Origin of the sequence: Methylophilus sp. Q8 (assembly GCF_000800115.1) — a bacterium.
In the GTDB taxonomy this organism is placed as follows: domain Bacteria; phylum Pseudomonadota; class Gammaproteobacteria; order Burkholderiales; family Methylophilaceae; genus Methylophilus.
On sequence record NZ_JUHE01000001.1, the window covers coordinates 1105924 to 1130832 of the forward strand.

The following is a 24909-nucleotide window of genomic DNA, read 5'->3' on the forward strand; positions in this document are numbered from 1 at the left end:
GCCACGCAATGATTTGCCGAACATTATTTGGAGAGCGATGATGAGTACAGAAAATATTAAATTTGCCTACTGGGTGCCTAACGTTAGCGGTGGCCTGGTGGTTAGCAATATCGAACAGCGCACCAGCTGGGATATCGACTACAACCGCAAGCTGGCACAAATTGCCGAGAATGCCGGGTTTGAATATGCCTTGAGCCAGATCCGTTTTACCGCCGGTTATGGCGCCGAGTTCCAGCATGAGTCGGTGTCTTTTTCGCATGCCTTGCTGGCAGCGACCACCAAATTGAAAGTGATTGCGGCTATTTTGCCTGGTCCGTGGAATCCGGTGCTGGCAGCCAAGCAACTGGCGACGATTGATATCCTGACCGAAGGCCGTGTAGCGGTCAATATCGTCTCTGGCTGGTTCCGTGGCGAATTCACGGCCATTGGCGAGCATTGGCTGGATCATGACGAGCGCTATCGCCGTTCCAAAGAGTTTATCGAGGCGCTCAAAGGTATCTGGACAAAGGATAACTTCACTTACCGTGGCGACTTTTACCGTTTCAGCAACTACAGCCTGAAACCAAAACCATTGCAACAACCCCATCCTGAAATCTTCCAGGGCGGCAGCTCACGTGCGGCGCGCGATATGGCGGCCAGTGTCTCTGACTGGTATTTCACTAATGGTAATACGGTCGAAGGCATCAAGGCGCAGGTGGATGATATCCGTGCCAAGGCTGCGGCCAACAATCATCAGGTCAAAATCGGCGTCAATGCCTTTGTGATTGCGCGAGATACCGAAGAAGAAGCCAAAGCGGTGCTGGCAGAAATCATCGCCAAGGCCAACCCTGACGCGGTCAATGCGTTTGGCCATGAGGTCAAGAATGCCGGTGCCTCCAGCCCGGAGAAAGAGGGTAATTGGGCAAAGTCGACCTTTGAAGACTTGGTGCAATACAACGATGGCTTTAAAACCAACCTGATCGGCACGCCGCAGCAAATTGCTGAGCGCATTGTCGCCTTGAAAGCAGTGGGCGTGGATCTGATCCTGTCCGGCTTTTTGCATTTTCAGGAAGAAGTGGCTTACTTTGGCGAGAAAGTGTTGCCGCTGGTACATGCGCTCGAAGCCAAAAAACTGGCCAAAGCTGCTTGATCAATCTCGAAAAGAAATCGTCTTATGGCCGCTGATACATTACCGAACTGGCTAGCATCGCAGGCAGTGCAGCGGCCTGCTGGCGTGGCGATTCGTCACAAACAACTAGGGATCTGGCAGGAAAGTAGCTGGCAGTCTGTGCACCGCGCGGTATTGCTCGCCGCCCGCTTTTTGCAGCACAAGGGATTCGGCAAGGGCGATACGCTGGTGTTGCTCAGTGAGCCGCGGCCAGAGGCCTTGTTGTTATCTTTAGCTGCGCATTATCTGGGCGGTGTCTCTGCGCCGCTAGATGCTGCTTATCCGCAACCACAGTTGCTGGATTTGTTGCATACGCTGCGGCCGAAGTTTGTGTTTGCCGAAGGGCAAGCGCAAGTGGACCAGGTGTTTGAGGCCAAACCGGATGTGCAACTGGTGATTTATGCCGATGCCCGTGGCCTGGCGGCTTACCAGCATCCGGCGTTGTGCGCTTACGACCAGGTTGTGGCAGGAGATATCCCCGATTTACCTATCACCGCAGCGGCTAATGATATTGCCTTTCGCTTTTATCGCTTAAGTGCGCAGTATCAATTGGAGTATCGCGAATTAAGCCATGCCGAGCTATTGAACAATGGCCGTCAACTGGTGGCACATGAGGCGTTGACTGACCAGGAGCAAGCGCTGGCAGCCCGTGCGTTTGCGGCCAGCGGCCATGCCAGGTATTTACTGTCCCCCTGGTTGCTGGCCGGGTTTACGTTGAATTTTCCGGAAAACCTGGCGACCAGGGATACCGACAGGCGCGAATTGGGGCCGACGCTGGTGGCGGGGACTGCGGCGACCTATCAGCGGCTATATACACTGACACAGTCACGCTGGCCGCTGCCAAACAGCTGGCAATTTTCCTTCGTGGCGTGGGCATTGCGGCTATCGCAACAACGCGTGCCAGTGCTCGCCACGCTGGCACAGTGGCTGGTGATCTTGCCTTTGCAGGATGTGCTTGGCTTGCGGCGTACACGGGTGCCCTTATTGGTGGGGGAGCCGTTATCGGCAGAGGCTGCGCAGTTTTTCCAGGTCATTGGCATCCAGGTGCGTGATTGGCCGGAAGAGTTGCCATGGCAGATTAGCCAGATTCAAGTGATTCCGCGTCAGCAGCATGCGCTTGAAGATTATTTTGGTTTAAAAGCACTGAGAGCCGCGCTATGACAGCTGCATCACCATTACTTGCCCTGGACCGTATTTCACTGTCGTTCAAGGGCGTGAAAGCCATCACCAACATCAGCTTCGCTGTAAAGAAAGGCGAGATATGCGCGCTGATCGGGCCCAATGGTGCCGGTAAAAGCTCATTGCTGAATGTGATTAACGGCGTTTACAAAGCCGATGAGGGGCGCATTACTTACCAGGGCGAATCGCGCACCACCATGCATCCGCAATGGGCGGCCAAGCGTGGCGTCGCGCGCACATTTCAGAACATTGCCTTGTTCAAGGGCATGTCGGTGCTGGATAACGTATTAACCGGCACCAACCTCAAAGTGAAAAGCAGTTGGCTGGAGCAAGTGTTCAATGTGGGTCGTGCCCCGGCAGACACGCTGCGCCAGCGTCAAAAAGCAGAACGGGTGATTGCCTTCCTCAAATTGCAGCCCTGGCGCAATAGCATTGTCGGCGCCTTGCCCTATGGTTTGCAAAAGCGGGTAGAGCTGGCGCGCGCACTGGCTGCCGAGCCTGAATTATTACTGCTGGACGAGCCGATGGCCGGCATGAATACGGACGAAAAGGCCGAGATGAGCCGCTTTATTGTCGAGACCCGACGCGAGTTTGGCACCACGATTGTCCTTATTGAGCATGATATCGGCGTGGTGATGTCGCTGTCGGATCATGTGGTGGTGCTCGATTACGGCAAGAAGATCGGTGACGGCACGCCGGACGAAGTGCGCGTCAACCCCGAGGTCATCGCCGCCTATCTGGGTACCAAACACGGCCAGGCCGCTTAAGGATAAAACATGAGTTTCTTTTTTGAGGTGTTGACGGGTGGCTTGCTGGCCGGTGTCATGTATTCGCTGGTGGCGATCGGCTTTGTGCTGATTTACAAAGCTTCCGGCGTATTCAACTTTGCCCAGGGTTCCATGGTGCTGTTCGCCGCATTGACCTTTGTCAGCTTGCTGGAACGTGGTGTGCCATTCTGGGGCGCGTTTGTGATCACGCTGATCACCATGGGTGTGCTGGCCTGGCTCATAGAGCTGCTGGTCTTGCGCAAACTGGTTAATCGCTCGCCCATCACCTTGTTTATGGCAACACTGGGGCTGAGCTATATCGTCGAAGGCCTGGCGCAAGCCGTATGGGGCGCGCAAGTGCATGCGCTGGATATCGGCATTGACGATGAGCCGTATGAGGTTTTTGGCATCTTGCTGTCGCAGTTTGATTTGTTTGCCGCGGCGATTGCTGGTGGCTTGGTGGTGTTGCTGGGCCTTTTGTTTAATAAAACCCGGGTGGGCATTGCCTTGCGTGCCGTGGCTGACGACCAGTTGGCCGCATTGGCGGTGGGCATACACCTGCAGCGCCTATGGCTCATTGTATGGGCGGTGGCTGGATTTGTCGGCCTGGTGGCTGGCATGTTGTGGGGTGCGCGTGTGGGTGTGCAATTTTCGCTGTCGCTGATTGTATTGAAGGCGCTGCCAGTGCTGATTATTGGTGGCTTTACCTCGATTGAAGGCGCCATCGTTGGCGGCCTGATTGTCGGCGCTTCTGAAAAATTGGCCGAAGTCTTTATCGGCCCGCTAATCGGCGGCGGTATTGAAAACTGGTTCCCTTATATGCTGGCCATGCTGTTTCTGCTGGTCAGGCCGTATGGGCTGTTTGGCGACAAAGCCATTGAACGAGTGTAAATAGGGCACGGGTGTAAGCCATATGTTGTATCAAGAATCTGGACAGTTCATCATCGATTACCGGCTGGATAAGCGTTTTTTCCGGCTCAAGCAGGAGCGCTGGGCATTTGCGGCGTTGCTGGCATTCGCCTTCTTTGTGGTGCCTTTTATCGGCAACGATTATTGGTTTAGCGCCATCCTCATTCCATTTCTGGTGCTATCGCTGGCAGGCCTGGGCCTGAACCTGCTCACCGGCTATGCCGGGCAGTTGTCATTGGGCTCTGCCGCGTTTATGGCAGTGGGCGCTTTTGCCACCTACAACGCGCATTTGCGCATTGAGGGCTTGCCATTGCTGGCCAGCCTGATCGTGGGCGGTTTGGCCGCAGGCAGTGTTGGCCTGTTGTTTGGTTTCCCCAGTTTGCGCATCAAGGGTTTTTACCTGATTGTCTCTACCCTGGCCGCGCAGTTTTTTGTGCTGTGGGTGTTTACCAATTTCCCCTGGTTTTCCAATCACTCCTCTTCCGGCGTGATCACTGCACCTCCATTACAAATATTCGGCGTTGATTTGAGCTCCCCTGTCGGCCGTTACTTGCTGACATTGACCGTGGTGCTGGCGTTGGGCTTGCTGGCCAAAACCATCGTCAGCGGTGAGCTGGGCAGAAAGTGGATGGCAGTACGCGATATGGATACCGCCGCCGCCGTCATCGGGATTTCGGTGCCAAAAACAAAGCTGCTAGCATTTGCCATCAGCTCGTTTTACCTCGGTATTGCCGGTGCGCTGTGGGCATTCACTTACCTGGGCACCGTTGAACCACATGGATTTGACTTGTCGCGCTCATTCCAGATCCTGTTCATTATTATCATCGGTGGCATGGGCAGTATCCTCGGCAATTTCCTCGGCGCAGCGTTTATCGTGTTATTCCCTATCCTGCTTTCCAACCTGTCATCCGGCCTGCTGGCGGGGGCGATAGACCCTGGTCAACTGGAAAATTTTCAGAAAATGATTTTCGGCGCGCTGATTATCTTTTTCCTGATCAAAGAGCCCAATGGTTTGGCCAAGGTCTGGCAAACCATCAAGCAACGCTTGCGCGTGTGGCCACTGCGTTTCTAGGTCGTTCATTTCATTAAGGAGATTTTTATGTGTTGAACGTGCCTATTAGACATTTTTATATAACTAAAAACGATTAGTAACTGTTTTCATATTTTTAATAAGGAGTTTTAGAGTGAAATTTCTCGGTAAACATCGCTGGCTGTGGCTGGCATTAGGATTGGCGGTCAGCAGTGTGACTACGCAAGTGCAAGCGGCCAATGAGCAATATTTTCCCTTACAAAGTTACCGTATCGGCCCCTATGCGGCAGGGGGATCCGGTTTCTTTGGCGGCTTTATTGACTACCTGCAATACGTCAATGCCAAAGACGGTGGCGTCAATGGTGTGAAATTCACCTGGAGTGAATGCGAAACCGAATATGTGGTGGAAAAAGGCGTGGAGTGCTACGAGCGCCTGAAAAAAGGCCTGAACGGCGCGCCAGCTGCAGCGACCAATCCGCTGTCAGTGGGGATTGCCTATGCGACGCTGGAGCGCTCCACCGCTGACAAATTGCCTTTGATCACCATTAACCATGGCCGTACCGACTCCACCGATGGCAGCGTATTCCCTTATGCTTTCCCGCTGCAACTCAACCCTTACAGTGAAGTGTCGGCGATTGTGAACTACATCGCCCAGCAATCCGGCGGCCTGGACAAACTCAAGGGCAAGAAGATCGTCACGCTGTACCATGGCTCGCCTTACGGCAAGGAAACCAGCCCGATCCTGGAATTATTGGCCAAGAAATACGGCTTCGAGCTGACCCTGCTTGAAGTGCCGCATCCGGGCAATGAGCAGCAATCACAATGGCTGAGTATCCGCCGTATCAAACCGGACTGGGTGATTTTGCGTGGCTGGGGCGTGATGAACCCGGTGGCGTTGAAAACCGCGCAGAAAACCGGTTTCCCGGCTGACCATATTATCGGCAACATCTGGAGTAACTCGGAAGACGACGCGGCGCCTGCAGGCAATGCTGCCAAAGGTTTTATCTCAATTACTACGCATCCTTCCGGTACCAGCTTCCCGGTATTGCAAGGGATCAATCAGTATGTAATCAAGGCCGGTAAAGGCAATCTGCAAGATCCTAAACGTTTCGGCAATGTGTATTACAACCTGGGTGTGGTTAATGGCATTCTCAACGTCGAAGCCGTACGTGTAGCGCAAGCCAAGTTCGGCAAGCGTCCACTGACCGGTGAAGAGGTGCGCTGGGGCTTCGAGAATATCAAGCTGGATGATGCACGTTTGAAAGAGCTGGGTGCCTTGGGCCTGGTGCAGCCGCTGAAACTCAGTTGCGCTGACCATGAAGGCGGCGGCGCGGTGCGCTTCCAGCAATGGGATGGCAGCAAGTGGAAAGTGATTTCAGAGTGGGTACAGGCTGACCGCCAGTTGTTGCGCCCGATTATTGAAAAGTCTTCACACGAGTATGCCAAGGAAAAAGGCATCACCCCGCGTGATTGCAGCAAAGAAGAGGTCGCTGCCAAATAAATTGCTTGGCAACGTTTAAAACAGACATGCACATCGCTTAGGCGGTGTGCATGTGCAGTTTGATGTCGTGGGCGCTGTGCATAGATTGCCGACGCGATCGAATTGAGGAGATTGTGATGTCACAAGCACATGAAAAATTAAATCTGGCGAGTGAGCCGCTGTTGCAACTGGATGATATTGAAGTGATCTATGAAAAGGTCATTTTTGCCATCAAACATATCTCACTGCAAGTCGGGCCGCAGTCTATTGTTGCGTTGCTGGGTGCCAATGGCGCCGGTAAAAGCACCATCCTGAAAGCGATTTCAGGCCTGGCACCGGCGCAACGCGGAGAAATCGTGCAAGGCAAGATTGTCTATGGCGGCAAGGAGATCACCCAAGCCACACCACGTCAGTTGGTGGCACAGGGACTGGTACAGGTGCTGGAGGGCAGGCATTGCTTCGGGCATTTAACCGTGGAAGAAAACCTGCTCACTGGCGCATTTATCCGCCGGCCATCAAGTAAGGCATTGGCACAGGATCTGGAAAGGCTCTATGCCTTTTTCCCGCGCCTCAAATTGCTACGCAAAAACTATGCGGGATATACCTCCGGCGGCGAACAGCAGATGGTCGCCATCGGCCGTGCTTTGATGGCTAACCCGAAGCTGATTTTGCTCGATGAGCCGTCTATGGGCCTGGCACCACAGATTGTCGAAGAAATTTTTGAGATTGTGCATCAGCTACAGCAGACGCAAGGCCTGAGTTTTCTACTGGCCGAGCAGAATGCCGCCGTGGCATTGCGTTATGCCAACTATGCTTATGTGCTTGAAAGTGGTCATATCACCCATCATGGCGATGCACAGACGATTGCCAGTAGCCAGGCGCTCAGCGACTCTTATTTGGGTGGCCATTAATGCATCACCCATTCGACGTGACTGATTTTTGTACAAGTAATGCTGTCTTAAGGCATGACCCATTCAGGTAGTTACAATTTAGCAATAAGTTGTGTAACATATTTGTTGCAATTATATAAAACTAACTGTAAATATTTTGGGAGCTTTCGATGCTAAAACAACTTGCTGGTGCTTTTTCATTTATTGCAATCACGTCCTTCATGACGCCGGTGGCCATGGCTTATGACTTTGATGGTACCGCATTGAGTAGTCCGGACGCTGTAGACTATTCATTTAATGCGGCTGCGACGGCTGCGACCGTTTCATTTGACCTGATTGGTTACGCAACGCTGGATGGGTTTCCTGATAACAATTACGAAGACTATTTCACCCTGTCAGTGAACGGTAGCGCTGTGTTTTCTGCGAGCTTTAACCTGGGTGGTGATGGCGGCCCGATCACGATTACTCAAGGTGACGCAAGCTACGTGTCAAATTATGTCTACAACGGTTTTAATAACGGCGGCTCGTTGACCATTACACTGCCAGTGACTTTGGTGTTAGGTAGCAACAACCTGACTTTCAGCTATGCCAGCGCCATTCCACAAGGGTTGGGAGATGAGGGCTGGGGTGTTAAAAACCTGTCCGTGACCACTGTGCCTGAGCCAGAGTCTTATGGTTTGTTGATGGCTGGTTTAGGCCTGGTAGGCTTTGCCGCCAGAAGAAAAGCTGGCAAATAAGTATTGCAGCGGTATAAAAAAACGGCCTTGCAGGCCGTTTTTTATTGCCTGAACAAAGGCTTAAAAGAAATGTGCCACATGGAAAATGGCTTTAATGCCGTCAATATCCGGCAAGTTGTTGCGATTCTCCCTGAAGTAGAACACATCAATACGCTTGTTGCTGTCGCCGTCGATTAAATAGCCCACACCCACATCAATACGTTTGCGGTCCAGGCCAGTGGTGTCATTGTTAAATTCCTGGTAAATCACTTTAGGCTGGAATTTGCCTATGCCCACTTTGTCAGCAAACGTATAGCTGCCGTTGATGAAAAAGCCTTTGGCTTCTGGCAATACGGTGTCACCGGTATTGTCGTTATCGTAGTTGTAATATGAGGCCTCCGCGCCAAGCACGGCGCCATTACTCAACGGTTTTTCCAGACGCGCATCCAGGTTCCAATACTTGGAATCGCCTTTATTCAAAATGGTGCCGGTGCCATCTTTCTGGTAGCGATACGAACCGCCAACCGACAGGATGGACTTTTTGCCGTCGTAGCTGGATAAATTGTAAAAGCCAGGCTCAGTATCCCAGAAGTTATATTGTAAACGCGTCGCGTAAGACAGGTTGTCAGCCTGGTTAGAACCGCCTTGGCGGCCATTGGTCGCCGAGACATAGTATTTAAAGGCATTGCTGCTGTCTGAACCAAAGAACACGGCGCCATTGTCACGGCCGCCAAACTGGTAAGAGCCTTGCTCGGCAATCGGGAAGTCAAAGGTGGTCGAATACATGGGCGCAACGGCAGAAGCGCGGCTGGCGGCTGGCAAAAAGCGGCCAATCCAGAAGTTGGCGTAATTGTTGAATTCCAGGCCCAGGTGACCATCCAGTAACTCTATTTTGTCGTCTGCCGTATTGCGGGCAAAGTTAAATTCAAACGAGACGTTTTCGTGCAGTTTGCCGTTGGTGTATAAACGCGCTTCTTCTACTTCAAAGTCATTAGAACGGTCTTTACCACTGGGGGCGGCGTCTTTAATCGAACTAAAGCTGACACGCGAGGCAATACCAATATTAATAAACTGGTTGTCATTGCGCTGTATGGTGGCTTCGGCAAATGCCTGGTTGCTGAGGAGTGCCAGGCTGGTCAATAGCGAGATCTGGCGCAGGCGGTGAGATGTTGGTTTGTTTTTCATGTATTCACTCTGTGTTAGTCATGTATTTATCAATGGATATAAGTAATCTTCGTCGCGCACAGGCGGGATGAGGTCACGTTACAGAGTGTCTTATTGCAGAATGTGTGCCACAAAATTAAATGATATAAATCAATGGCTTGATTTATTTTGTGCATATTTATAATGCTGGTTTATCCGCAGGGTGCTGTTCGCCTGCCTTGCAATCAGCATGTGCGCTTCCTGGTTTCTGGTCGATGTTTTTCTTAACATAGATTGACATTAAATTTGCCTGACCCCTATAATCCGATGGTTTGTTAATAAATATTATCCAAATTTACCGAGTGTAATCGCCATTGCTGGCATCTACCGTCATGGCCAATCAGCCTTTATTCCGTCACGCTGCGCTCAACGCACAAAAAAACCATTGGCTGGGCACTATCCTACTGGTGCGTCCTGTCAGTTACCTGTTGCTTACCGGTCTGGCCATCGTTTTTGCGGTGATTGTGGTGCTGTTTATGGCGTGTGCGACGTATACCAAGCGCAGTACGGTCATGGGGCAGTTGGTGCCAGAAACTGGCTTGCTGAAAGTCTATGCGCCGCAATTAGGGCTAGTGGTTGAAAGAAAAGTGCAGGAAGGGCAGTTGGTCAAACAAGGCGATATTCTGTTTGTATTGTCCAGTGAGCGTTACTCTGATGGGCAGGGCTCTGTGCAGGCATCCATCAGTGCGCAACACACGCAACAACGGCAATCTTTACGGGATGAGATCGTCAAAACCCGGCTGCAACAGCATGACGAACAACAGGCATTGCAGTCACGCCTGCTAGGTATCCAGGAAGAGCTGACCCGGCTGGCAGCACAATATAAAGCGCAGCAGACGCGCGTGACATTGAGCGAAGAGGCCTACCAACGCTACCAGGGGTTGCTGGAAAAAAACTATATTTCACGTGAGCAAACGCAGCAAAAACAAGAAGACTGGATAGAGCAGTCTTCGCGGTTAGAGTCCATGGCACGCGAGCAGGTACGCATGCAACGCGATGTGCTTGCCCGTCAGGATGAGTTGTCCAGCGTACGCGCCAAGCATCAAAACCAGATTGCGCAGCTGGAGCGCAGTGTGTCCAGTGTCAATCAACAGCTGACAGAAAGCGAAGCCAAGCGCCGCCTGGTGATTCGCGCGCCCGAGTCCGGCACGGCAACGGCAGTGGTTGCCAGTGTCGGGATGGCGGTCGAAGGTAGCCGGCCGCTGCTGAGTATTGTGCCGCGCGGTGCCAGGCTGGAAGCACAGTTGTTTGCGCCCAGCCGTGCCGTGGGGTTTGTGCGGCCTGGTGTGCCGGTGCGTTTGCGTTACCAGGCGTACCCCTACCAGAAATTTGGCCAGGCCATCGGTCGAGTGGTGTCAGTCTCCAGGACGGCGTTGCCAGCCAGTGAGATTTTTACCATGGGCAATCCGTCTGGCAATAATCAAAACAACGAGCCTTATTACCGTATTTCAGTCGTGCTAGACCAGCAAGCCATCGTCGCTTATGGCGTCAAGCAGCCTTTGCAGCCAGGCATGTTGCTGGATGCTGACGTCATGCTCGAGCGTCGGCGCTTGTATGAGTGGGTGCTGGAGCCATTAATCAGTTTGACTGGCAAGCTGTAGCCATGGAAATGAAAGTGAGTCATGTCTTTTCTTAGTCAGCTGTCGTTTGGCTTGGGGCGTACACTGCCCATCACGCTACAAACCGAGGCCAGCGAGTGCGGCTTGGCCTGCCTGGTTATGGTGTCGAATTACCATGGTTTTCGTACCGATCTGGCGACCATGCGCCGATTGTTCCTTATCTCAATCAAAGGCACGACTCTCAGCCACTTGATGGGCATGGCGCAAGCCGTGGGTTTTACTACGCGCCCGGTCAAGCTGGAGCTCGAAGATCTTAAAGATTTGCGTCGGCCGTGCATTTTGCACTGGAATTTCAACCACTTTGTGGTGTTGAAAGAGGTGGGTGCGCGCCATGTGGTGATTCATGACCCGGCCATGGGCATACGCAAATTGAGCTTTGATGAAGTCTCTGCCGCATTCACTGGCGTGGCATTGGAGTTGTGGCCGAATCCTGGTTTCAAGCAGGTGACCTTTAAGCAAAGCGTGAAATTGCGCGACATGATGGGGCATGTCACCGGTCTTTACCGTTCGCTTGGGCAGGTGTTGCTGTTAGCGCTGGCGTTGGAGGTGTTTGCGCTGGTGTCGCCGTTTTATATGCAATGGGTCGTTGACCATGCGCTGGTGTCGGCAGACCGGGATTTGCTCACCACGCTGGCACTTGGCTTTGGCCTACTGGTTTTTATGCAGCAGGCCATTAGCACGGTGCGCGCCTGGGTCATCATGCATATGTCTACCACGCTCAATGTGCAATGGCGGGCCAATTTATTTGCGCACTTGATCCGCTTGCCGGTCGACTTTTTTGAAAAGCGGCATCTGGGGGATGTGGTGTCGCGCTTTGGCGCTATTGATCAAATCCAGCATACGCTGACCAGCACCTTTGTCGAAGCCATCCTGGATGGTGTCTTGACGGTGGCGACCTTGGCCATGATGTTTTTGTATAGCCCGACCATGGCCTGGATCGCCATCGGTGCCATGCTGTTGTATGGCCTCGGGCGCTGGGCCTGGTTCCGGCCCTTGCGCAATGCGACCGAAGAGCAAATTGTGCATGCCGCCAAACAGCAAACCCATTTTATTGAAACCGTGCGCGGTGTGCGTGCGCTTAAATTATTTCAGCGATTAGATGAGCGCAGGAATAGCTGGTTAGGCTTGTTTGTCGAGCAAGTGAATGCTGACTTACGTACGCAAAAGTTGCAGGTGATGTATCGTTTGCTGAATGGTTTGTTGTTCGGTGTGGAACGTATCCTCATTATCTGGCTGGGGGCCAAACTGGTGATGGATGGTGCGTTCACGATTGGGGTTTTGCTGGCTTTTATTGCCTATAAAGACCAGTTTGTGACGCGTGTGAGCGGCCTGATTGACCGCATGGTTGAGATGCGTATGTTGCATTTGCAAGGTGAGCGCCTGGCGGATATTGCCCTGGCCGAGCAAGAGCCTGAAGTTGTGGATACCATGAGCAAGCAGGAGATTGGGAAATTGCCTGCCAATATTGTGATTCAGGGCCTGCGTTACCGTTATGCCGATGGCGAGCCCTGGGTGCTGGATGGTGTTGACCTGGAGATTGCAGAAGGGGAGTCGGTGGCCATTGTCGGCCCTTCCGGTTGCGGTAAGTCAACTTTGATGAGCATTATGCTCGGGCTGCGCCCTTTTAAAGAGGGGCAGATATTGGTGGGCGGGCAACCGTTGTCCAAATTGGGCTTGTCGCATCTGCGCAATATGGTCGGTACGGTGATGCAGGACGATGCGCTGTTTGCAGGCTCGATTGCTGACAATATTGCGTTTTTCGATCAGCAGGTTGATCTGGCGTGGGTGGAAGAGTGCGCGCGCAAGGCGGCAGTCTATGAAGAAATTGCCGCCATGCCCATGGGCTTTAATACCCTGATCGGCGATATGGGCGCAGCGCTGTCTGGCGGACAAAAACAACGTATCCTGCTGGCGCGCGCACTATATAAAAGGCCCAAAATCCTGTTCCTCGACGAAGCGACCAGTCACCTGGATGTGGCGCGTGAATCGATGGTCAACCAGGCCATACAGGCGCTCGATATGACACGCGTGATTATCGCGCACCGGCCGGAGACCATCGCTTCAGCCAAGCGCGTGATTGTGATGGCGGCGGGCAAAGTCCATATGACGGCGGTGGCAGGCGCATGAATGTATCTCTGCGCCTGGCGTTGTCATTATGTTGGGCGTTGGGAGTCTTGCTGCCAGCCAGCGCCATGGCGTTGCAGCTGACCGACTTTACCGAGTTTCAGGGGCGTGTCGCCGGTAGCCCGGCCAAAGAAATGCTCACGACGGCGGCTGAATCTGAATTGGCCCCCTGTGCCGCGGCCTTGCCGCAACGGCCGCTGACACTGCTTGATGTGGTTGAGCAGGCTTTGTGTAATAGTCCACGTAGCGCGGAGGCCTGGTCCATTGCTAAAGCGCAGGCCGCGCAAGTGGCGGTACAAAAGTCCAATTATTTACCGCGCGTCAATGTCACGGCAGGTGCGGCCAAAGTGAGAAATCACGTTGAAAACTCATTATTTTCTTCGCTTGACCAGGACAATAACATCACCAATCGCACGGCCAGTTTGCGCTTGAGCTGGTTGCTAGCGGACCTGGGGCAGCGCGCTGCCAAGCTGGGGCAGGCGCAGGCCCTATTAAACGCCGCCAATGCTGCGCATGATGCTGCTTTACAAGAGGTATTTATCACTGCGGCCCAGGCCTATTTTGACAATTTGACCACGCAGGCTACCTTGACCGCTTTTGAGGATGCGGAGTCATTGGCCAAGGAGAGTCTGGCAGCTGCGACAGCCAAATTCAAGGCAGGTGTGGGTTTGCTCACCGACCAGTTACAGGCGCAAACGGCTTACGCCCAAGCCAGGCTGGACAGAATTAAAGCCGAAGGCGACCTGAAAAATGCCCACGGCACTTTGTCTGCCGCCATGGGTTTAATGGCCAACACCCCCTTTCAGTTGTTAAAACGCAGCCAACCGCTGGAACAGGCGGATTTTCTTAACCGGGTGGATGTGCTGATCCAGCAGGCCACAGAATCGCATCCGGCTATTCTTGCCGCGAAAGCAAAAGTGCTGGCTGCCGAAGAAAATATTAAAGGCGTGCGGGCAGAAGGCTTGCCAACACTAAACTTCAATACTGAATTGAGTCGTTCGGATCAGATGGGTTATCAGCAACTGGCAAACTTTCCGGCCAGTAATGTCTATTCAACGACGGCCACCATCGGCTTGCAGCTGAATATGCCTTTATTTGAAGGGTTTTCGCGCAGTTATCAGGTACAGTCCGCCGAGGCTGAGCGTCAAACCCGCGTGGCTGAGCTGAATCGCATCATGCAGCAGGTCTCGCTGGAGGTCTGGAAAAGCTATCACGCCTTGATGTCAGAGCGTGAAAATCTGCGTGCGACGGAGGAGCTTATACGTCACGCACAAGAGGCATTCAAGGTCGCGCAAGGGCGTTATCAGGCCGGGGTGGGCAATATGATTGAGTTGTTGAATGCGCAAAATGCGGTCTCCGGTGCCAGGCAGCAGCATATCAAGTCGCTGGCGGCTTTGCGTGCAGCCAGATTGAAGCTTGCTGCCAATATGGGCAATGTTGGTTTGTGGGCCATTGTTGAACCTTGATCAATATTATTAACTTGTTTACGTAATTGTTAATATTAGTTAATATGGTGTCGCTGTGATGTTGCTGTTATGCAGGGATGTCACCGCCTGGATTACCTTGAATCAAGGTGATGGTGGGCGCTGGTTAACGGTGCAGTCGTCAAGGGCTGCATGGGTTAGACGGGGTACATTAATAACGCAAATGAGGAGAAGTAAATGGCAATTCAAAGCTTGAAAAAGGTTGAAGTTGAAGCGGTTTCTGGCGGTGCGGGCTTCGACCTGTCCGGTTTGCTGGGTGGCATTCCGTTGTTGGGTGGTTTGCTGGGCGGTGCGACCGGTTCTACCGGCGGTACTGTCAACGGCTTGGTCAGTACGCTGTCAGCGATTCCATTGGTCGGTCCAATTTTAGGTACCGTGCTTGGCCTGTTTGGCGGCTTGGTCAGCATTTAACAGACTCGGTTTTCCCCTCCGATGTATTTGCCCTGCTTTTGCAGGGCTTTTTTTGTGCCAAAAGCTACTTACTTTTTGGTCTCAGCAGGTTTACAGTTTTTGAGATGCAAATGATCGCTGTCATCCAGCGTGGTTTGCTCGCCGTTCAGGCGCAAATCCATGGTGCCGTAGTGATAAAGCTGCTTATCACTCGCATCTCTCGCCAGGCCAATTTCATGGTCAGGCAGCATGACCCAGGCTTCGTCACCGTTTGCGGATAGTTTCAGGCCAAAAGACTGATAATTCTCGCATTGGTAATGAATAGCTTCTTTGCCGTAACGCGGCACTTCCTTGGTGCCTTTGTCAAACATGCTGGGAAACTCAAAGCTGGCGCAGCCAAATAACAAGGCAGAGACGGCAGCGATCATCAAATGTTGATAGGTGTTTTTCATTGTGTGTATCTTGTTCTAATAAGAGGCTATAAATAAATATGCACCATATTGTGCCAGTCATGCCTCACAGACTCAATCGTTTTGGTCGTGTGGATGGTAGGCCGCACGCTGCAAGCGGTCACGCAAGGCGTCCCATTCTGGAGTGGCGGGTGGCGATTCAATCAGGATAACCTCCGCTTGTGCGGCGTCCAGTGTATGTAGTGCGGCGTAGAGTTGTTCTGCCGCCTGCGCAGGGTCTTTCGGCAGATAAACATCTTTATCTGTCACTTGTTCAGCATTGCCAAATAATAAAGCAGCGGCGGCTGGTCTGGTTTGGGCATAGCGCAACATGGCTGGGATTGATGCAAATAGCAGGCACGGCGTGCGTGGCGAATAATGCAGCAAATGCTGTCCGGGGACCTTCGGCGTTTGCGCCGCTTGCTGGGTGGCCGGTTTGCCTGCAATCGCGGCGATCGCCGCAGTTTCTATCATGCCTGGGCGCAATAATTGCCATTCGTCTCCGTGCACGCTGACAATGGTTGACTCGATTCCCACCTGGCAGGCACCGCCATCTAATACCGGAATATCATGGCCCAGGCCTGACTCCACATGCTCGGCCGTAGTGGGGCTTAACTGTGTATATTTATTGGCAGACGGGGCAGCCAGCCCCAGGCCGCTGTCGTGTAGCAGGGCAAGCGCCACAGGGTGTGCCGGCACGCGCAAGGCCACGGTTGGTTCGCCAGCACGTACGGTTTGCGATACCTCAGCGCGCGCTGGTAATACTAATGTCAACGGTCCTGGCCAGAATGCTTGTGCCAGTTGTTGCGCCAATGGCGGAAACTCACTTGCCCAGTCAGTTACTTGCGCCGCGCTGGCAATATGGACAATCAGCGGGTTATTGGCCGGGCGCTGTTTCGTCGCATATATTTTGGCAATCGCCAATTCGTTGCGTGCATCAGCCGCCAATCCATATACCGTTTCTGTAGGGATGGCGACCACCTCACCACGCTTTAACAGTTCAATCGCCTTCGCCGGGCTGATACGCATCATGCACTCTGATTTTGTAAAAATTCTATTTTACTATCGAAAACCATGCGTACTACAGCATCGCTTCCTATAAAATGCGCGCTTCAGTCTAAGGAGCAGCAAGATGCAAATTCAAGTTCAACATAATCCTGCCGAAACACAATTAAAGGAGCTTGGTGTTGCCAAGTGGCCCACCTGGCAAAAAGAGGTGTCTGTTTTTGACTGGACATTCCATGAGCAAGAGCAGGCATATATATTAGAAGGCGAATGTGTGGTCACCCCGATAGGTGGCGCACCTGCGAGTTTTGGCAAGGGTGACTTCGTCACCTTCCCGGCGGGGCTTAAAGTCAGTTGGGAAGTGAAGCAGCCTTTGCATAAGCATTATCATCTGGATGGCAATGTCTTGACGCAAACCTGGTTGCGACTCAAAGCAGCTTTCAAGAAATAATCATCAATTTGTAACAGAATTGTAATAGTGGCGAATGGGGGGTTGACCGCAATCCCCATCGCTGTAGAATGCGCGGCTTCCTTAAACGAAACGACATGTTTAGTTATCAGGAAGTGCCTTTAGCGGGGTGAGTTGATAGTAATTTGAAACGAGTGTTTAAATTGCTGTTGACGAAGTAAAAAACCTCTGTATAATGCGCACCTCGTTACGAAATAACGGTAACGAAAACGGCTTAGAAGCTGACTGTTCTTTAAAAATTAGGATGACTGATAAGTGTGGGTGTTTGTAGTTGAGTGAAGCGCATTTAATGCGTAGAAACTCAGAAAATACAAATGCTTTACACTTAGATTTATGACAAGTATGTACAGTGTTTTTTACACACATACCTTGAAATGAATTTGAGATATAAGCGAATCGAATACCGCCTCTTAATTGAGGTAAAAAGTAATAGTTAGGAATTAAACTGAAGAGTTTGATCCTGGCTCAGATTGAACGCTGGCGGAATGCTTTACACATGCAAGTCGAACGATGAACCTTAGCTTGCTAGGGGGATTAGTGGCGAACGGGTGAGTAATATATCGGAACGTACCTTGTAATGGGGGATAACTAGTCGAAAGATTAGCTAATACCGCATACGCCCTGAGGGGGAAAGTAGGGGATCTTCGGACCTTACGTTATAAGAGCGGCCGATATCTGATTAGCTAGTTGGTGGGGTAATGGCCTACCAAGGCGACGATCAGTAGCTGGTCTGAGAGGACGACCAGCCACACTGGAACTGAGACACGGTCCAGACTCCTACGGGAGGCAGCAGTGGGGAATTTTGGACAATGGGCGAAAGCCTGATCCAGCCATTCCGCGTGAGTGAAGAAGGCCTTCGGGTTGTAAAGCTCTTTCGCAAGGGAAGAAAACTTACATTCTAATAAAGTGTGAGGCTGACGGTACCTTGATAAGAAGCACCGGCTAACTACGTGCCAGCAGCCGCGGTAATACGTAGGGTGCGAGCGTTAATCGGAATTACTGGGCGTAAAGCGTGCGCAGGCGGTTTTGTAAGTCAGATGTGAAATCCCCGAGCTCAACTTGGGAACTGCGTTTGAAACTACAAGACTAGAATATGTCAGAGGGGGGTAGAATTCCACGTGTAGCAGTGAAATGCGTAGAGATGTGGAGGAATACCAATGGCGAAGGCAGCCCCCTGGGATAATATTGACGCTCATGCACGAAAGCGTGGGGAGCAAACAGGATTAGATACCCTGGTAGTCCACGCCCTAAACGATGTCTACTAGTTGTTGGTGGAGTAAAATCCATGAGTAACGCAGCTAACGCGTGAAGTAGACCGCCTGGGGAGTACGGTCGCAAGATTAAAACTCAAAGGAATTGACGGGGGCCCGCACAAGCGGTGGATTATGTGGATTAATTCGATGCAACGCGAAAAACCTTACCTGGCCTTGACATGCCACTAACGAAGCAGAGATGCATTAGGTGCCCGAAAGGGAAAGTGGACACAGGTGCTGCATGGCTGTCGTCAGCTCGTGTCGTGAGATGTTGGGTTAAGTCCCGCAACGAGCGCAACCCTTGCCATTAATTGCCATCATTTAGTTGGGCACTTTAATGGGACTGCCGGTGACAAACCGGAGGAAGGTGGGGATGACGTCAAGTCCTCATGGCCCTTATGGCCAGGGCTTCACACGTAATACAATGGTCGGTACAGAGAGTTGCCAACCCGCGAGGGGGAGCTAATCTCAGAAAGCCGATCGTAGTCCGGATTGTTCTCTGCAACTCGAGAGCATGAAGTCGGAATCGCTAGTAATCGCGGATCAGCATGTCGCGGTGAATACGTTCCCGGGCCTTGTACACACCGCCCGTCACACCATGGGAGTGGGTTTTACCAGAAGTAGTTAGTCTAACCGCAAGGGGGACGATTACCACGGTAGTATTCATGACTGGGGTGAAGTCGTAACAAGGTAGCCGTATCGGAAGGTGCGGCTGGATCACCTCCTTTCTAGAGAAGATCACTCGGCTTCAAGCATTCACTCTTATCAGTCATCTAAAATTAAGCAGCAACAAAGATTTAGGCAAACCGCCTTAGGGTCTGTAGCTCAGCTGGTTAGAGCACCGTCTTGATAAGGCGGGGGTCGTTGGTTCGAGCCCAACCAGACCCACCACCGAATATTGGGGGATTAGCTCAGCTGGGAGAGCACCTGCTTTGCAAGCAGGGGGTCAACGGTTCGATCCCGTTATCCTCCACCACCGATTGTGGTTTGGATATATAAAGCTTTGTTGTGAATTAGAGATTAGAAGCAAGCGTTATTAATTGAAGTTTGATTAAATGTTTGCTTCTGGTTTTTAAACATTAGTTTAACTACTAAGACTGCTCTTTAACAAAATGGAAGAAGTAAAGGAATATAGGTTGTGTGATGACAACTTATATTCAATGGGCGATATTATTTTTTAACCGGAAATAATATCGATTGATTGCAAAATCATAAATATTAAACGCAAGTTGAGAAGTTTAGGTTATTGAGTGATTGATAATTTAAGCGAATCTAACGAGGTTTGATAGTGCTTTAGAATTACCTGTAACGCGTGTCTCATGCACGACGAAATCTAGATTTAAAAAGGGTTTAGGTTTTAACGTTATAGGGTCAAGTGAATAAGTGCATATGGTGGATGCCTTGGCGATATCAGGCGATGAAGGACGTGATAGCCTGCGAAAAGCTTCGGGGAGCTGGCAAATAAGCTTTGATCCGGAGATGTCCGAATGGGGAAACCCGGCCGTAAGGTCATTCTCTTCTGAATATATAGGAAGAGTAAAGCGAACCGAGTGAACTGAAACATCTAAGTAACTCGAGGAAAAGAAATCAACCGAGATTCCGTAAGTAGTGGCGAGCGAACATGGAACAGCCTGTTATTTTTAGCAGACGCGATAGTAGAACGGAATGGAAAGTCCGACCGTAGTGGGTGATAGTCCCGTATACGAAATCCCGTTTGTGGAACTAGGGTAACGAAAAGTAGGGCGGGGCACGAGAAACCTTGTCTGAACATGGGGGGACCATCCTCCAAGGCTAAATACTCGATATCGACCGATAGTGAACAAGTACCGTGAGGGAAAGGCGAAAAGAACCCCGGGAGGGGAGTGAAATAGATCCTGAAACCGTATGCATACAAACAGTGGGAGCCTCGTAAGGGGTGACTGCGTACCTTTTGTATAATGGGTCAGCGACTTACATTCAGTGGCAAGCTTAACCGATAGGGGAGGCGTAGAGAAATCGAGTCCGAATAGGGCGAATCAGTCGCTGGGTGTAGACCCGAAACCAAGTGATCTATCCATGGCCAGGATGAAGGTGCCGTAACAGGTACTGGAGGTCCGAACCCACAAATGTTGAAAAATTTGGGGATGAGCTGTGGATAGGGGTGAAAGGCTAAACAAACTTGGAGATAGCTGGTTCTCTCCGAAAACTATTTAGGTAGTGCCTCGTATATCATTCTCGGGGGTAGAGCACTGTTATGGCTAGGGGGTTCATAAGAACTTACCAAACCATTGCAAACTCCGAATACTGAGAAATGCAATTACGGGAGACAGACCATGGGTGCTAACGTCCGTGGTCAAGAGGGAAACAACCCAGACCGACAGCTAAGGTCCCAAATGACGTGCTAAGTGGAAAACGAAGTGGGAAGGCATAGACAGCCAGGATGTTGGCTTAGAAGCAGCCATCATTTAAAGAAAGCGTAATAGCTCACTGGTCGAGTCGTCCTGCGCGGAAGATGTAACGGGGCTAAGCACGTAACCGAAGCTTCGGATGCCATATTTATATGGCATGGTAGGAGAGCGTTCTGTAGGCCTGCGAAGGTGTGCTGTGAGGCATGCTGGAGGTATCAGAAGTGCGAATGCTGACATGAGTAGCGATAAAGGGAGTGAAAAGCTCCCTCGCCGAAAGCCCAAGGTTTCCTGCGCAACGTTCATCGGCGCAGGGTGAGTCGGCCCCTAAGGTGAGGCAGAGATGCGTAGCTGATGGGAAACAGGTTAATATTCCTGTACCTCTATACAATGCGATGTGGGGACGGAGAAGGTTAGGTCAGCCGGGTGTTGGATGTCCCGGTTCAAGCGTGTAGGTTGGTTCTTTAGGCAAATCCGGAGAGCTAAGACTGAGACGTGATAACGAGTCTGCTTGCAGACGAAGTGATTGATACCATGCTTCCAAGAAAAGCCACTAAGCTTCAGTTGTATAAGACCGTACCGCAAACCGACACAGGTGGGCAGGATGAGAATTCTAAGGCGCTTGAGAGAACCCGGGAGAAGGAACTCGGCAAATTAGCACCGTAACTTCGGGAGAAGGTGCGCCCCGGTAGTGTGTAGAGATTTACTCTCGAAGCACGATGGGGTTGCAGTGAAAAGGTGGCTGCGACTGTTTAATAAAAACACAGCACTCTGCAAACACGAAAGTGGACGTATAGGGTGTGACGCCTGCCCGGTGCTGGAAGATTAAATGATGGGGTGCAAGCTCTTGATTGAAGTCCCAGTAAACGGCGGCCGTAACTATAACGGTCCTAAGGTAGCGAAATTCCTTGTCGGGTAAGTTCCGACCCGCACGAATGGCGTAACGATGGCCACACTGTCTCCTCTCGGGACTCAGCGAAGTTGAAATGTTTGTGAAGATGCAATCTCCCCGCGGCTAGACGGAAAGACCCCATGAACCTTTACTGCAGCTTTACATTGGACTTTGACAAGATTTGTGTAGGATAGGTGGGAGACGTTGAAGCGGAGTCGCTAGATTTCGTGGAGTCAACCTTGAAATACCACCCTGATGTTGTTGAGGTTCTAACCTAGGTCCGTAATCCGGACTGGGGACCGTGTATGGTAGGCAGTTTGACTGGGGCGGTCTCCTCCCAAAGAGTAACGGAGGAGTGCGAAGGTAACCTAGGTACGGTCGGAAATCGTACTGATAGTGCAATGGCATAAGGTTGCTTGACTGCGAGACGGACAGGTCGAGCAGGTGCGAAAGCAGGTCATAGTGATCCGGTGGTTCTGTATGGAAGGGCCATCGCTCAACGGATAAAAGGTACTCTGGGGATAACAGGCTGATTCCTCCCAAGAGTTCATATCGACGGGGGAGTTTGGCACCTCGATGTCGGCTCATCACATCCTGGGGCTGTAGCCGGTCCCAAGGGTATGGCTGTTCGCCATTTAAAGTGGTACGTGAGCTGGGTTTAAAACGTCGTGAGACAGTTTGGTCCCTATCTGCCGTGGGCGCTGCAAGTTTGAGGGGACCTGCTCCTAGTACGAGAGGACCGGAGTGGACGCACCTCTGGTGGACCAGTTATCATGCCAATGGTATAGCTGGGTAGCTAAGTGCGGAAGAGATAAACGCTGAAAGCATCTAAGCGTGAAACTCGCCTCGAGATGAGACTTGCCTCTGGCTTTAAGCCAGCTAAAGAGTCGTTCAAGACCAGGACGTTGATAGGTCAGGTGTGGAAGTGCAGTAATGCATTAAGCTAACTGATACTAATTGCTCGTGAGGCTTGATCCTATAACCTTAAAACTTAGACTAAAATCTAAGCAAGGTGTAGTTCAAAGCAATATGATTTGGCAATCATCTAGAAATAAGAAACACAAGTTGTTTCATACCCTAATCCCATTGAAAACAAGCGTAAAACGCTTGCATCCTTTACTTCTTCCAATTTGTTAAAGCAGGCTGAGCAAAAACTCAGCACCATGCATAACATTACCAGTTATGTTTGGGGACAATAGCGGTTTGGAACCACCCCTTCCCATCTCGAACAGGGCCGTGAAACGAACTTGCGCCAATGATAGTGTACTCTTCGTATGCGAAAGTAGGTCATCCCCAAGCTCCCTATACAAGCCCTCGGCCAATTTGGTCGAGGGCTTTTGCTTATTAGTGTAAGCCAGTGATTTTCTCAGTAGAAATTGTTTAATTTTTTGCTTGACGAAAATCTCCAGCGCTGTAAAATGCGCGGCTCGCTTCAAGAAAACGATAAGTTAAATTGAAGCAAAGAAGTAAAAAGTGACATCTTAAAGAGGCCTGTTAATAACGAAATAAAAGTTGTTGACGAAGTAAAAAACCTCTGTATAATGCGCACCTCGTTACGAAATAACGGTAACGAAAACGGCTTAGAAGCTGACTGTTCTTTAAAAATTAGGATGACTGATAAGTGTGGGTGTTTGTAGTTGAGTGAAGCGCATTTAATGCGTAGAAACTCAGAAAATACAAATGCTTTACACTTAGATTTATGACAAGTATGTACAGTGTTTTTTACACACATACCTTGAAATGAATTTGAGATATAAGCGAATCGAATACCGCCTCTTAATTGAGGTAAAAAGTAATAGTTAGGAATTAAACTGAAGAGTTTGATCCTGGCTCAGATTGAACGCTGGCGGAATGCTTTACACATGCAAGTCGAACGATGAACCTTAGCTTGCTAGGGGGATTAGTGGCGAACGGGTGAGTAATATATCGGAACGTACCTTGTAATGGGGGATAACTAGTCGAAAGATTAGCTAATACCGCATACGCCCTGAGGGGGAAAGTAGGGGATCTTCGGACCTTACGTTATAAGAGCGGCCGATATCTGATTAGCTAGTTGGTGGGGTAATGGCCTACCAAGGCGACGATCAGTAGCTGGTCTGAGAGGACGACCAGCCACACTGGAACTGAGACACGGTCCAGACTCCTACGGGAGGCAGCAGTGGGGAATTTTGGACAATGGGCGAAAGCCTGATCCAGCCATTCCGCGTGAGTGAAGAAGGCCTTCGGGTTGTAAAGCTCTTTCGCAAGGGAAGAAAACTTACATTCTAATAAAGTGTGAGGCTGACGGTACCTTGATAAGAAGCACCGGCTAACTACGTGCCAGCAGCCGCGGTAATACGTAGGGTGCGAGCGTTAATCGGAATTACTGGGCGTAAAGCGTGCGCAGGCGGTTTTGTAAGTCAGATGTGAAATCCCCGAGCTCAACTTGGGAACTGCGTTTGAAACTACAAGACTAGAATATGTCAGAGGGGGGTAGAATTCCACGTGTAGCAGTGAAATGCGTAGAGATGTGGAGGAATACCAATGGCGAAGGCAGCCCCCTGGGATAATATTGACGCTCATGCACGAAAGCGTGGGGAGCAAACAGGATTAGATACCCTGGTAGTCCACGCCCTAAACGATGTCTACTAGTTGTTGGTGGAGTAAAATCCATGAGTAACGCAGCTAACGCGTGAAGTAGACCGCCTGGGGAGTACGGTCGCAAGATTAAAACTCAAAGGAATTGACGGGGGCCCGCACAAGCGGTGGATTATGTGGATTAATTCGATGCAACGCGAAAAACCTTACCTGGCCTTGACATGCCACTAACGAAGCAGAGATGCATTAGGTGCCCGAAAGGGAAAGTGGACACAGGTGCTGCATGGCTGTCGTCAGCTCGTGTCGTGAGATGTTGGGTTAAGTCCCGCAACGAGCGCAACCCTTGCCATTAATTGCCATCATTTAGTTGGGCACTTTAATGGGACTGCCGGTGACAAACCGGAGGAAGGTGGGGATGACGTCAAGTCCTCATGGCCCTTATGGCCAGGGCTTCACACGTAATACAATGGTCGGTACAGAGAGTTGCCAACCCGCGAGGGGGAGCTAATCTCAGAAAGCCGATCGTAGTCCGGATTGTTCTCTGCAACTCGAGAGCATGAAGTCGGAATCGCTAGTAATCGCGGATCAGCATGTCGCGGTGAATACGTTCCCGGGCCTTGTACACACCGCCCGTCACACCATGGGAGTGGGTTTTACCAGAAGTAGTTAGTCTAACCGCAAGGGGGACGATTACCACGGTAGTATTCATGACTGGGGTGAAGTCGTAACAAGGTAGCCGTATCGGAAGGTGCGGCTGGATCACCTCCTTTCTAGAGAAGATCACTCGGCTTCAAGCATTCACTCTTATCAGTCATCTAAAATTAAGCAGCAACAAAGATTTAGGCAAACCGCCTTAGGGTCTGTAGCTCAGCTGGTTAGAGCACCGTCTTGATAAGGCGGGGGTCGTTGGTTCGAGCCCAACCAGACCCACCACCGAATATT

General features: G+C 51.1%; 16 protein-coding genes, 3 tRNA genes and 4 rRNA genes. 20 read left to right on the forward strand and 3 right to left on the reverse strand.

From position 1 onward, the window contains the following. Positions 1–40: 40 nt before the first annotated feature. From sfnG to GQ52_RS05395, 8 genes are all read left to right on the forward strand, one after another. Positions 41–1129 (forward strand): dimethylsulfone monooxygenase SfnG, encoded by a 1089-nt coding sequence (gene sfnG, locus GQ52_RS05360; protein ID WP_047515731.1) that lies wholly within the window; start codon positions 41–43, stop codon positions 1127–1129. A gap of 24 nt (positions 1130–1153) precedes the next feature. Beyond that, positions 1154–2308, forward strand: coding sequence for an AMP-binding protein (locus GQ52_RS05365; protein WP_047515733.1), 1155 nt, complete (start codon positions 1154–1156; stop codon positions 2306–2308). Continuing rightward, entirely contained in the window at positions 2305–3093 is a 789-nt protein-coding gene (locus tag GQ52_RS05370) for an ABC transporter ATP-binding protein (RefSeq protein ID WP_047515734.1), read from the forward strand. Before GQ52_RS05365 ends, GQ52_RS05370 begins: the two co-directional genes overlap by 4 nt. A 9-nt stretch (positions 3094–3102) precedes the next feature. After that, complete coding sequence (locus tag GQ52_RS05375) at positions 3103–3984, forward strand: branched-chain amino acid ABC transporter permease (protein ID WP_019880611.1); 882 nt, start codon at positions 3103–3105, stop codon at positions 3982–3984. 22 nt (positions 3985–4006) lie between these two features. After that, positions 4007–5074, forward strand: a complete 1068-nt coding sequence (locus GQ52_RS05380; protein WP_047515736.1) for a branched-chain amino acid ABC transporter permease — start codon at positions 4007–4009, stop codon at positions 5072–5074. 112 nt (positions 5075–5186) lie between these two features. Next, the gene (locus tag GQ52_RS05385; protein ID WP_047515738.1) at positions 5187–6533 is read left to right on the forward strand and encodes an ABC transporter substrate-binding protein; all 1347 of its coding nucleotides are present in this window, start codon (positions 5187–5189) and stop codon (positions 6531–6533) included. 116 nt (positions 6534–6649) lie between these two features. After that, positions 6650–7423: an ABC transporter ATP-binding protein gene (locus GQ52_RS05390; protein WP_047515740.1), complete on the forward strand. Its 774-nt coding sequence runs from the start codon at positions 6650–6652 to the stop codon at positions 7421–7423. Positions 7424–7572: 149 nt separating this feature from the next. Next, a complete protein-coding gene (locus GQ52_RS05395) occupies positions 7573–8139 on the forward strand; it encodes a PEP-CTERM sorting domain-containing protein (RefSeq protein ID WP_052179025.1) in 567 nt (188 codons plus the stop codon). Positions 8140–8199: 60 nt separating this feature from the next. Here the strand turns inward: GQ52_RS05395 and GQ52_RS05400 are convergent, their stop codons facing one another. Continuing rightward, the gene (locus tag GQ52_RS05400) at positions 8200–9303 is read right to left on the reverse strand and encodes a porin (RefSeq protein ID WP_024930107.1); all 1104 of its coding nucleotides are present in this window, start codon (positions 9301–9303) and stop codon (positions 8200–8202) included. A gap of 350 nt (positions 9304–9653) precedes the next feature. Here GQ52_RS05400 and GQ52_RS05405 point away from each other — a divergent pair, with 350 nt between their 5' ends. The 4 genes from GQ52_RS05405 (at position 9654) to GQ52_RS05420 (ending at position 14959) form a co-directional block, all read left to right on the forward strand. Continuing rightward, positions 9654–10922 (forward strand): HlyD family secretion protein, encoded by a 1269-nt coding sequence (locus tag GQ52_RS05405; protein WP_047515741.1) that lies wholly within the window; start codon positions 9654–9656, stop codon positions 10920–10922. Positions 10923–10943: 21 nt separating this feature from the next. Then, on the forward strand, positions 10944–13067 hold the full coding sequence (locus tag GQ52_RS05410) for a peptidase domain-containing ABC transporter (protein WP_047515743.1): 2124 nt from the start codon (positions 10944–10946) through the stop codon (positions 13065–13067). Further along, complete coding sequence (locus tag GQ52_RS05415) at positions 13064–14530, forward strand: TolC family protein (protein ID WP_047515745.1); 1467 nt, start codon at positions 13064–13066, stop codon at positions 14528–14530. The genes GQ52_RS05410 and GQ52_RS05415 overlap by 4 nt, the downstream gene beginning before the upstream one ends. 195 nt (positions 14531–14725) lie before the next feature. Continuing rightward, positions 14726–14959, forward strand: coding sequence for a hypothetical protein (locus tag GQ52_RS05420; RefSeq protein WP_024930103.1), 234 nt, complete (start codon positions 14726–14728; stop codon positions 14957–14959). A gap of 68 nt (positions 14960–15027) precedes the next feature. Here GQ52_RS05420 and GQ52_RS05425 read toward each other — a convergent pair whose 3' ends face one another. After that, on the reverse strand, positions 15028–15390 hold the full coding sequence (locus GQ52_RS05425; protein ID WP_019880599.1) for a hypothetical protein: 363 nt from the start codon (positions 15388–15390) through the stop codon (positions 15028–15030). A gap of 72 nt (positions 15391–15462) precedes the next feature. Continuing rightward, on the reverse strand, positions 15463–16419 hold the full coding sequence (locus GQ52_RS05430) for an L-threonylcarbamoyladenylate synthase (protein WP_047515747.1): 957 nt from the start codon (positions 16417–16419) through the stop codon (positions 15463–15465). A 100-nt stretch (positions 16420–16519) separates the two neighbouring features. Here GQ52_RS05430 and GQ52_RS05435 point away from each other — a divergent pair, with 100 nt between their 5' ends. From GQ52_RS05435 to GQ52_RS05470, 8 genes are all read left to right on the forward strand, one after another. Then, positions 16520–16843, forward strand: a complete 324-nt coding sequence (locus GQ52_RS05435; protein WP_047515749.1) for a cupin domain-containing protein — start codon at positions 16520–16522, stop codon at positions 16841–16843. Positions 16844–17303: 460 nt separating this feature from the next. Next, positions 17304–18842 (forward strand): 16S ribosomal RNA (locus tag GQ52_RS05440). Between the two features lie 86 nt (positions 18843–18928). Next, positions 18929–19005: transfer RNA gene (locus GQ52_RS05445), tRNA-Ile, on the forward strand. Positions 19006–19014: 9 nt separating this feature from the next. After that, positions 19015–19090 (forward strand) — tRNA-Ala (locus GQ52_RS05450). A gap of 393 nt (positions 19091–19483) precedes the next feature. Beyond that, a 23S ribosomal RNA gene (locus GQ52_RS05455) occupies positions 19484–22368 on the forward strand. Positions 22369–22575: 207 nt separating this feature from the next. Then, a 5S ribosomal RNA gene (gene rrf / locus GQ52_RS05460) occupies positions 22576–22689 on the forward strand. A gap of 509 nt (positions 22690–23198) precedes the next feature. Then, positions 23199–24737, forward strand: a 16S ribosomal RNA gene (locus GQ52_RS05465). Together the 16S, 23S and 5S rRNA genes with 3 tRNA genes alongside form the textbook arrangement of a ribosomal RNA operon. A gap of 86 nt (positions 24738–24823) precedes the next feature. Further along, a tRNA-Ile gene (locus GQ52_RS05470) sits at positions 24824–24900 on the forward strand. The last annotated feature ends 9 nt before the right edge of the window (positions 24901–24909 follow it).

What these genes read in the sequence shown, in the direction of transcription:
- GQ52_RS05415 (WP_047515745.1), top strand. Translation starts at nt 13,064, where the DNA reads ATGAATGTATCTCTGCGCCTGGCGTTGTCATTATGTTGGGCGTTGGGA.
- GQ52_RS05425 (WP_019880599.1), bottom strand. Translation starts at nt 15,390, where the DNA reads ATGAAAAACACCTATCAACATTTGATGATCGCTGCCGTCTCTGCCTTG.
- GQ52_RS05365 (WP_047515733.1), top strand. Translation starts at nt 1,154, where the DNA reads ATGGCCGCTGATACATTACCGAACTGGCTAGCATCGCAGGCAGTGCAG.
- GQ52_RS05430 (WP_047515747.1), bottom strand. Translation starts at nt 16,419, where the DNA reads ATGATGCGTATCAGCCCGGCGAAGGCGATTGAACTGTTAAAGCGTGGT.
- GQ52_RS05435 (WP_047515749.1), top strand. Translation starts at nt 16,520, where the DNA reads ATGCAAATTCAAGTTCAACATAATCCTGCCGAAACACAATTAAAGGAG.
- GQ52_RS05410 (WP_047515743.1), top strand. Translation starts at nt 10,944, where the DNA reads ATGTCTTTTCTTAGTCAGCTGTCGTTTGGCTTGGGGCGTACACTGCCC.
- GQ52_RS05370 (WP_047515734.1), top strand. Translation starts at nt 2,305, where the DNA reads ATGACAGCTGCATCACCATTACTTGCCCTGGACCGTATTTCACTGTCG.
- GQ52_RS05400 (WP_024930107.1), bottom strand. Translation starts at nt 9,303, where the DNA reads ATGAAAAACAAACCAACATCTCACCGCCTGCGCCAGATCTCGCTATTG.
- GQ52_RS05395 (WP_052179025.1), top strand. Translation starts at nt 7,573, where the DNA reads ATGCTAAAACAACTTGCTGGTGCTTTTTCATTTATTGCAATCACGTCC.
- GQ52_RS05420 (WP_024930103.1), top strand. Translation starts at nt 14,726, where the DNA reads ATGGCAATTCAAAGCTTGAAAAAGGTTGAAGTTGAAGCGGTTTCTGGC.
- GQ52_RS05380 (WP_047515736.1), top strand. Translation starts at nt 4,007, where the DNA reads ATGTTGTATCAAGAATCTGGACAGTTCATCATCGATTACCGGCTGGAT.
- GQ52_RS05390 (WP_047515740.1), top strand. Translation starts at nt 6,650, where the DNA reads ATGTCACAAGCACATGAAAAATTAAATCTGGCGAGTGAGCCGCTGTTG.
- GQ52_RS05375 (WP_019880611.1), top strand. Translation starts at nt 3,103, where the DNA reads ATGAGTTTCTTTTTTGAGGTGTTGACGGGTGGCTTGCTGGCCGGTGTC.
- sfnG (WP_047515731.1), top strand. Translation starts at nt 41, where the DNA reads ATGAGTACAGAAAATATTAAATTTGCCTACTGGGTGCCTAACGTTAGC.
- GQ52_RS05405 (WP_047515741.1), top strand. Translation starts at nt 9,654, where the DNA reads ATGGCCAATCAGCCTTTATTCCGTCACGCTGCGCTCAACGCACAAAAA.